At 59.6% G+C, this 8,213-nt stretch carries 7 protein-coding genes; 4 read left to right on the forward strand and 3 right to left on the reverse strand.

The window, feature by feature from the left end; translation table 11 throughout:
* The first annotated feature begins 70 nt into the window (after positions 1–70).
* The 3 genes from ACFPOU_RS19070 to ACFPOU_RS19080 all read left to right on the forward strand — a co-directional run bounded on the left by ACFPOU_RS19070 (position 71) and on the right by ACFPOU_RS19080 (position 4,281).
* Entirely contained in the window at positions 71–1,006 is a 936-nt protein-coding gene (locus tag ACFPOU_RS19070; RefSeq protein ID WP_379724919.1) for a LysR substrate-binding domain-containing protein, read from the forward strand.
* 171 nt (positions 1,007–1,177) lie between these two features.
* Positions 1,178–1,573: a YkvA family protein gene (locus tag ACFPOU_RS19075; protein WP_379724922.1), complete on the forward strand. Its 396-nt coding sequence runs from the start codon at positions 1,178–1,180 to the stop codon at positions 1,571–1,573.
* 326 nt (positions 1,574–1,899) lie between these two features.
* Entirely contained in the window at positions 1,900–4,281 is a 2,382-nt protein-coding gene (locus tag ACFPOU_RS19080) for a TonB-dependent receptor (RefSeq protein ID WP_379724925.1), read from the forward strand.
* A 2-nt stretch (positions 4,282–4,283) separates the two neighbouring features.
* Here ACFPOU_RS19080 and ACFPOU_RS19085 read toward each other — a convergent pair whose 3' ends face one another.
* Complete coding sequence (locus tag ACFPOU_RS19085) at positions 4,284–4,916, reverse strand: response regulator (RefSeq protein ID WP_379724928.1); 633 nt, start codon at positions 4,914–4,916, stop codon at positions 4,284–4,286.
* Entirely contained in the window at positions 4,913–5,884 is a 972-nt protein-coding gene (locus ACFPOU_RS19090) for an ATP-binding protein (protein ID WP_379724931.1), read from the reverse strand. Before ACFPOU_RS19090 ends, ACFPOU_RS19085 begins: the two co-directional genes overlap by 4 nt.
* A 934-nt stretch (positions 5,885–6,818) precedes the next feature.
* Here ACFPOU_RS19090 and ACFPOU_RS19095 point away from each other — a divergent pair.
* Positions 6,819–7,337: a PEP-CTERM sorting domain-containing protein gene (locus ACFPOU_RS19095; protein WP_379724934.1), complete on the forward strand. Its 519-nt coding sequence runs from the start codon at positions 6,819–6,821 to the stop codon at positions 7,335–7,337.
* A 266-nt stretch (positions 7,338–7,603) separates the two neighbouring features.
* On the opposite strand, the gene ACFPOU_RS19100 is transcribed toward ACFPOU_RS19095, so the two are convergent.
* Positions 7,604–7,957, reverse strand: coding sequence for a hypothetical protein (locus tag ACFPOU_RS19100; RefSeq protein ID WP_379724937.1), 354 nt, complete (start codon positions 7,955–7,957; stop codon positions 7,604–7,606).
* Positions 7,958–8,213: the final 256 nt, after the last annotated feature.

An 8,213-nucleotide genomic window follows, 5' to 3' on the forward strand; every position in this document is an offset into this window, starting at 1 on the left:
GCGCCGCCCGCGCACACGTTTATGCCAAAATAGACCGTTGCCGATCCATCGGCGAGCCAGGAGTAAGTTTGTGAATTATGCGCGGTTCGATCTGGTCACGCTCAACCTGTTCATAGAAATTGCGCGCACCGGCAGCATCACGCGCGGTGCCCAGCAGTCCAATCTCGCGGTGGCGGCCGCGAGCAAGCGCATCTCGGACCTGGAAACCCATTTAGGAACAAGGTTGCTCTACCGGCACGCCAATGGCGTCACGATGACGGAGGCCGGCCATGCCTGTTTCCAGCACGCGCTCGGTATCTTGCAGGACGTCGACAAGATGTCGGGCGCGCTGTCCGATTTCGCTGCGGGCAGCCGGGGGCAGGTGCGCATCTGGGCGAATACGTCGGCGATCACCCAGTTTCTTCCGGACGACCTGAGCCGTTTTCGGCGCGAACACCCCGGTATCCGGATCAGCCTCGAAGAGCGCACGAGCGGTGACGTGGTGGCGGCCGTGCGTGAAAACCGCGCCGATATCGGCATTTTCGCGGACCGCACCGCGGCGGGCGAAGTGGAAGTGTTCGATTACCGCAAGGACGAGCTGGTGTTGATCGTGTCCCATGACCATCCGCTGGCCGCCTGTGACAGCGTGCCGCTCGCCGATGCCCTCGACTACGAATTTGTCAGCCTGTCGGAAGCGACCTCGCTGGGCGAACGGCTGCGTACCGAATGCAGCCGCCTGGAAAAGCCGCTCAAGCTCAGTATCCAGGTGCGCAGCTTCGACGCCGTCTGCCGCATGGTGATGGCCGGCCTGGGCATCGGCGTATTGCCGCGCCTGGCGGCCGAACCGCACGTGCGCTCAATGGGATTGAAGCTCATTACCCTGACCGACGACTGGGCGCAGCGCACGCTGCTGCTTGCGCTGCGCAGCACGCTGGCGCCGCCGGCCCCGGTCCGCTTGCTGGCCAGCAGCCTCAGTGCCGACGCGGCCCGGGCGCTCGACCGGTCCGGCGCGCCTGACCGGACATGACGGCGATCCTGGCCGGCAGCTTCTTCAGGTAACGGAGTCGCCAGGGAAAAGCGCCGTTCGGATTGCGTGCGGAATGCCGCCACCGTGCCGCCGCGCCCGGTGCCAGCCCGGGTCGTTGGCAAGTTACCTCGGCAAGCTGCAATTATTGCAATCATGAGAACGGACCAGCGGATGGGAATTGTTGAGAAGTTGCGTGTTTGGGCACGCGGGATAAAGCGCGACGGCGTCACGCTATGGTTCGCGTACAAGGATCCCGCGACGCCCCTGCTCGCGAAAGGCCTCTGTGTGTTCGTCGTCGCTTACGCGCTCAGCCCGATCGACCTGATTCCTGATTTCATCCCGGTCCTTGGTTATCTGGACGACGTGATCTTGCTGCCGGTATTGATCTGGCTTGCCGTCAGACTCGTACCATCAGGCGTACTCGCCCAATCCAGAGCTAAAGCCGAGGAGTGGATGGCGACTGAAGGACGAAAACCCAAGAATAACTGGGGCATCGTTCTCGTCGTCGTGGTCTGGGTGCTTACGGTCTGGGCGATGTGGCGGTATTGGTTATCGCAATATTTCTGATAGCAACTTTCCGTGGGTCGCCCAGCGGCGGCCGCCGCTGCCGCCACCACTGTAGGAACTCACGACATTTCGCAGTAGCGTCCTCTTGATCTTAAAGTGATTCTCAGCTATCTCGCAGTGCTTCTTCTCACAAAACCTCGCAGTTTTTAAAATGACCCGCCCCAGGTGTCATGGAGGCCGGATAGCGTGCGTCCGGGTGGGATGGCTTGACGCGGCTTGGCGGCGCGCCCTGCCGCTACATGTCGGGAATTTTTCCCACGCCTAAGTACATGCACTTGCCGTAATCTCCCATTGACCATAACAAACCGACAATGGAGATAACGTCAATGGAACTGCCTGTTTTGCTTCACTATGACAGTCGCTTACCTCACAAGCGGGCCATGGGTCTCGCCACGTTGATGGGGCTCACTTGTGTGGGGGTAGCGACACCTACTTTTGCGCAAACGGAGGCAGAGATGCCGACGGTGGAGGTGGTCGGTGCCGTGCCGCTGCCCGGTATTGGCATCGACAGGAAGCTGCTTCCTTACCCGGTGCAGACGGCTACCGGGAGCGAGCGCAGGCAGTCCAGCGCGGGCAACCTGACCGAATACATGGCCCAGAACCTGACCGGAGTCAATGTCAACGAGGTCCAGGGCAGCCCATTCCAGAACGACCTGACGTTCCGCGGCTTTCGCGCCTCGCCGCTACTTGGCGCTCCACAAGGAATTTCGGTATTCCTCGATGGCGTGCGGATCAATGAAGGATTCGGCGATGTCATCAACTGGGACATGCTCCCCGAAGCCGCCATTTCCAGCGTGACGCTCGTCCCAGGCGCAAATCCCACATACGGCCTCAATTCGTTGGGCGGCGCGCTGGCTTTCAAGACAAAGTCTGGCCGAACCGATCCCGGTTTCGAGGCCGACGTTTCGCTGGGCAGCTTCGGGCGCAAGCGGTTCGACTTAGCCTATGGGAAGCAGTTCGAGGACGGCTGGCATGCCTTTATTGCAGGTACCCGATTCAACGAAGATGGCTGGCGCGATTACTCGAACGGGCGACTTGGCAACGTGTTTGGAAAATTTGGCCGCAGCGTGGGGACAAACAGCTGGAACATGTCGCTGCTGCACGGGACAAGCACGCTGGTTGGCAATGGTTTGCTGCCGGACGAGCTGTACGAAAGCGGGCACCGCGCCGTCTATACCCATCCCGACCGCACGAAAAACCAGGTGCAGCAGCTGACCCTCACTTCCGAACACTGGCTGGATAACAATACTGTATTTTCCACCCTCGTCTATGGACGCAAGAGCCGACGCAACACCGTCAACGGCGACATCAACCCCGCGTATGAATCCTATGCGGAGTCTTGCGAGGACGGGTTCGACGCCGGCGGCGCGCCACTGGAAGACGACGAATGTGTTGATGATGCCGGCAATCCGCTCAGCCGGGATGATGCACTCGGTCTTGCCCCGGGCGTGCTGAACCAGACCCGAACCCGCCAGACCTCGTACGGGCTTGGGCTGAATCTGGCGCGCGATGTAGGCGTCCACAAACTCAACTTTGGCGCCTCCGCCGACCGCAGCAAGGTCAGCTACGACCAGACCACGCAGGACGCGGCGTTCGACGACAGCCGGGGCGCGGTCGCCGTTCCCGGCGCCGGGCCCACCCTGGACGCGGCGGTGCACGGCCGCTCCTGGCATGCCGCACTGTACGCGTCCGACACCCTGGCCTTATCTGGCGCCACTCACCTGACCGCTTCCGCGCGCTACAACGTCGCGCAGGTCACGAATACCTTGACCAACGAAAACGGCATCCAGCCCACCGAGTCGTTCCGCTATACCAAACTCAACCCCGCGCTGGGCGTCACCCACCAACTATCCAGCGGCTGGACGGTATTTGCCAACCTGGCGCAGAACACCCGGGTGCCGACCGTGATTGAACTCGGCTGCGCGGACCCCGAACAGCCTTGTGCGCTCCCGACCGGCCTGCAAGCAGACCCGTTCCTGGAGCAGGTGGTCTCTCGCACCATTGAGGCAGGCGCACGCTTCAGCGGTGCCGACAAGACGACGCTGTCCGCATCCGTTTACCGAACCGTCAACCGCGACGACATCCTGTTCCTGCGTGCCGGGGCAACCCAGCTAGGCTATTTCGACAATTTCGAACGCACTCGGCACCGGGGCATCGACCTGTCGGCGCGGCGCGAATTCGGCCAGCTTGGCATCCGCCTGGGCTACAGCTACCTGGATGCGACTTACGACGCCAGCGGTAGCCTGTTCGCCGGAGAACGTACCGTTCAGGTAACTCCCGGGACCCGCATCGCCGGGCTGCCGCGTCACACCATGAAGCTGGGGCTGGACTGGAGGCCCGTTGCGCAATGGATGGTCGGCGCCGATCTGGTTGCAGTGTCGAGCCTGGTTACCCAGGGTAACGAAGACGGCCTGCTCGAAAATCCCGAGGACGACGAGCCACTCAATACCGGCAACGCCAGCGTTGCCGGCCACGCCCTCCTGAGCTTGCGCGCCACGTATAAGCCAACCAGGCAATTGGCGTTTTATGTGCGCATCAATAACGCGTTGAACCGGAACTATGAAACCTATGGTGTGCTGGCCGAGAACATGTTCCCAGGTGGGCAACTAGTGCAGCCCGCCCTGGGCACGGAGGAGGCGCAGGACGCACGTTTTGTTGCCCCCGGAGCACCGCGCTCGATCCTGGTCGGTATGAACTATCAATTTTAGGTTCAGTTGGATGCGATGATGCCGCAGCGCAGCGCAAGATGGACCAGGGCTGCGGAAGTCGACACGTCCAGCTTTACCTTGACCCGCGTCTGGATATTCGCGGCGGTCTTCTGGCTGATGTTTAACAGCTGTGCGCAATCGGCCGGGGATTTGCCTCCCGCCAGCAGACGAAACACTTCGAACTCACGCCCGCTCAGCGATTCGATGCGCCGCGTGTCGTTGTCGACGCCGGCATGCAGGAGGTGCCGCGACAGGTCGCTGCTTAAAAAGCGCTGGCCACCGTGCACGGCGCGCACCGCGGCCACCAGGTCATCGGGCGCCGCCTGCTTGCTGACGAAGCCGCGGGCACCTGCGTCGAGCGTACGCCGCACCAGGTGCGCGGAGTCGTACATGCTGAAAACCAGCACTTTGGCCTTGTTGTCGCGCGCCAGGATCCGGTGCAGCAGTTCCAGTCCGCCTGTGCCGGGCAGCGACAGGTCGGTAACGCACAAATCGACTGGCTGCCGGACGAACGCGGCATAGGCTTGCTCGGCGCTACCGGCTTCGGCGATGGCAATGTCGCCGTCCTGTTCCAGCAGGCGCCGGTAGCCGGACCGCACAACCGGATGGTCATCGACCAGCAGCACCGCGATCATGCTCGGGCCCCTGGAATCGGCAGCATTGCCTCGATGCGTACCCCTTGTCCCGGAGCGCTGCCGATCCGCAGCCTGCCCTGCAGGTTCGCCACGCGCTCACGCATCCCAATCAGGCCGAAGCCCGCCGGAGTGACGCCCTCGACAGCCATACCGCAGCCATCGTCCTCGATGCTCAGCCTCAGCTGTTCGCCGCAGTGGCCGCGGCGCAGTTCCACCGTGACATGGGTGGCTTGCGCGTGGCGTGCGACATTCGTCAAGCCCTCCTGGACCAGCCGGAACAGGGTGATGCAGGTGAGGTCATCGAGGTCTTCGGGAACGGCGAAGGGGCAAAATCCGCAGCTGACTCCGGTTTGCTCTTCCCAATGTTCACACAGCTCCTGCAGGGCAGGTACCAGCCCCAAGCTGTCGAGCGTCATTGGGCGCAGGCGGCGCAGCATCGTTTTTACAAGCTTGTACAGCGCTTCCGACGTTGCACCAATGCGCTGTGCGCTGGCCGTTATGCCGGCGTTGTCACCGGCCCGGGCATGCAGGATATATGTTGCGTCGGCCCGAATTGCGGTGCAGTTCTGGCCGAACTCATCGTGCAACTCGCGCGCGAGCGCCCGGCGTTCATTCTCCTGCACCATGAGCAACTGGCGAGCAAGGTCACGGTTGCCCGCAAGGAGAGCTTCGACCTGCTTCTGTGCGGCCACCCGTTCCCGGATCTCTCGCTGCGCCTGCCTGGCCCGGCGCCATGAAAACCACATCAAGCCGGATAACAGCACCATGAGTGTCACGGGCAATTCATCGACCTGCCACGATTCGTGCCGCAGCTCCCACTGGCTCAGGCGTTCTGACAGCTCAACTTGGATGGCGAAGAGAAAGACAGCAACCGTTACGACAGTAACGACCGCCAGATCAGCGGCAACACTGCGCCACCAGGTGAGTGAGCCTGCGTCGAGGGGCGTGTGAACAGAATCTTGATCCATCGATATTTTCGATATCAAGCATGAGCGATCGAAGCTGCATTCATCAGGTCAGACCAAATGGTGCGTCAGAACCTATGCGGCCATTCTGCAGCACTTTGTTTAATGTAGTATTTTGTTGTGTGTTTGTCCATCGGAAAGCGATGGCTGGGGAGAACGCCCGAAGGTCCCTTGCTCTCAGTAGCTAACTTACTGGTCAGCGTGGCGCCTCAAGGGCGCGGCCTCACAGAGTGGCTCAGCCATTATTGGACCCAGGCGATGCATGCGCCGTTGTCGAGGGCATTTGTAGCGCCAGTTGCCGAGCGCGTGCCATTAGTGAGAACACTGCGAATCCACTGCGAAGTTTTCCAAGACACTGCGAAGTATTTTGAGAACCTACAGCCGCAATGTAGGAACTTGGAATAGCCTGCAGTGAATCACCTTTTCGGGGCTACCGAAACTCACTACAACGCGTATTTCATCCACGGTCATGAGATCGATTTTATGTGGCCGGACGACGTTGACTTCATCCCAAGTGAACGCGACTTCGGCAACCTCCGTATGGGTTTTAGATGCGTTCAGTTCACGATCCATTCCTGCCGGTCGAGCACGCATAGACCCTACGTTAGCCTGCGTGCTCAACGGTATACAGTACTAACTGCGCTTGAAAATTACCCAAGATCTACCCATCGTGCGGTCGGAACAACGACGTCCCTGTCGGATAGTTTTACAGTTGAATCTAGAAGATCCAGTCAGCCAGATATAGCTTGTTGATATAACAGTTTTTTTTTGTTAGGCGTACATTTTGCTTGATCGGCTTTGAGCGTTTGCTTCGGTGAGGTCCGCTCGCCGGTGTTAAAACGTGAAAATGGGGGAATCAATGAAACCGAGATCTCTGCGCAAATATTTGGCAGCGGCCAGTCTTATGGCCTGCTCTGTCGCGTCACAAGCAGGAGTCGTGTTCAGCGACAACTTCGATGCCTCGGCGGGGGGGCTGAATGTTGTGCCGACAGGCTGGACTGTGATCGACGGTACAGTGGACGTAGTGTCAGGTGGGTTCTGCGTGGCCGGCCTGTGTGTCGATCTTGACGGGTCAACCGGGGACGCCGGAATTCTCTCACGCAGTTTCGCGCTACTTGGCGGGGTCGACTATCTCCTTAGCTTCGATTTGTCAGGTAGCAGGCGCGGTCGTACCGACGACGTCCTTATTACGTTCGGGACTTCTACGCGCTTCTTCGATGACCTGGCCGGAAGTTCTCCCTACACGGGATACTCGCTTAGTTTCACGCCGGGCAGTGATGGGGTCTATTCAATTTCGTTTGCGAACGCCGGGGGCGACAACGTTGGCGCAGTATTGGACAACGTCGTCATCACTTCGCTTGACGGCCCACCGACCGAGGTTCCCGAGCCCCACAGTGCCGCGCTGGCTGCACTGGGACTTGCCGCCTTAAGCTTCACACGCCGCAACAAAATTTAGTTGAACGGCTTGGCTTGGTTGAGCGAACCCGCCCCCGTGGCGGGGCGTTGGTGTGATACAGCCTGTATGAGCCTGATAATGCGCGTAAGTGCAGCGGCATCAAGATGTGCTCAGCGCCAAGAACGGTCGAAAAAATAGGATCGACCGCGTTCAGCTTTGGATGAATGGGCCTTGCGACATCACCCTGGATACAAGTCCGCTTTTGGCCGATTGCGGAACTTGGGTAGCGTCTGCTACCGACCCGAAGCAGACGGTCGCCACTTAACTTAAATAACGATGAAATCAGGGTAGATTTGGAGACTTTCGTATTGCGTGGAATTGTCGTGCAGGCGCAGTCGGAGCCCGTCCTGAAGCCTGATTTCCATGGCTTGCGGGTTGATCACGGCGTAAGTATCGACCGTCGCATTCAAGAGTTTCTGGAAGGCGCTAGTAGTCCAGTTTCTCTCCTCATCCCACGTGGCAACTAGCTCCTCACCCTGGAATACCTCTACCAAGCTTTGAACGCAGATTCTCGTTCCTGAACCGACAAGAAATTGGACGTCGTAGCGCCCGAGACAGATCTGCTGTATCTCTGACCCGACAATACCATCCAACTTCAGATCTTCTGGAAAGCCGTGCATTCGATTCCCTAATTTGCTAACAGCTAGTTGCCAACGTCCGCTCCTGGCCGATAGCAGACGGTCGGTATGGCTCAGTGTATGAGCTTGTTGCCACGAGCAAGCAACGGTTTATTAGGCGTCCTAAGACGAATGGCCAAGAAACTAGACCCAGCGCGTAAAAGAGGTTTGGTTCGCAGTAGCGCTACGCAGTTGAAGTGAGGTACCCTGATTTTTTCGGACACTCCTGTTTGGTAAACTTCACCGATGGGAGAATTTA

Source organism: Massilia jejuensis (genome assembly GCF_042656795.1).
Classification (GTDB): domain Bacteria; phylum Pseudomonadota; class Gammaproteobacteria; order Burkholderiales; family Burkholderiaceae_D; genus Telluria; species Telluria jejuensis.

Bases quoted from the DNA above. Each gene is read 5' to 3' on its own strand.
- ACFPOU_RS19075 (WP_379724922.1), top strand. From the start codon at position 1,178: ATGGGAATTGTTGAGAAGTTGCGTGTTTGGGCACGCGGGATAAAGCGC.
- ACFPOU_RS19090 (WP_379724931.1), bottom strand. From the start codon at position 5,884: ATGGATCAAGATTCTGTTCACACGCCCCTCGACGCAGGCTCACTCACC.
- ACFPOU_RS19085 (WP_379724928.1), bottom strand. From the start codon at position 4,916: ATGATCGCGGTGCTGCTGGTCGATGACCATCCGGTTGTGCGGTCCGGC.
- ACFPOU_RS19100 (WP_379724937.1), bottom strand. From the start codon at position 7,957: ATGCACGGCTTTCCAGAAGATCTGAAGTTGGATGGTATTGTCGGGTCA.
- ACFPOU_RS19080 (WP_379724925.1), top strand. From the start codon at position 1,900: ATGGAACTGCCTGTTTTGCTTCACTATGACAGTCGCTTACCTCACAAG.